Source organism: Dellaglioa sp. CoH-57-MRSF-22, from assembly GCF_056781895.1.
The window spans coordinates 1-303 of sequence record NZ_JBXAXT010000169.1 but is presented as its reverse complement, the minus strand read 5'-3'; the positions used below and the strand labels follow the sequence as shown (position 1 = coordinate 303).

The 303-nt window shown below is 52.5% G+C and carries 1 protein-coding gene; it reads left to right on the top strand.

What is annotated here, in order from left to right:
- On the top strand, positions 1–265 hold a 265-nt coding region (locus AC1RPR_RS08670), incomplete at its 5' end, for a hypothetical protein (RefSeq protein WP_481763547.1).
- Positions 266–303 lie beyond the last annotated feature (38 nt).

The window sequence follows — 303 nt, the reverse complement described above, 5'->3', positions numbered from 1 at the left end:
GAGAGCGTGCATGAAGTTCGAGGACTGGATGGAATCGTTGAGCATCAAGCTCAATGGGCGCGCTCTGAACCAACATGAGCAATGGCTGATGCAGCTCGCCTTCGAGATGGGTCAGTTGACGCGAATCAACGAAGTCCGGCACATCATCCAGAGCCTGAGAGAGCAGTACGCTGGTGATGTGGACTCGATTCACGTGAGTGAGGGGTTTTCGGAGATTGAGGCTCGAATCTTTGAACTTGTACAGGGAGAAACTGAAGATGTCTGAGTTGACGGATAGTGTAGTCGAGGGCTCGATGCAGGAAG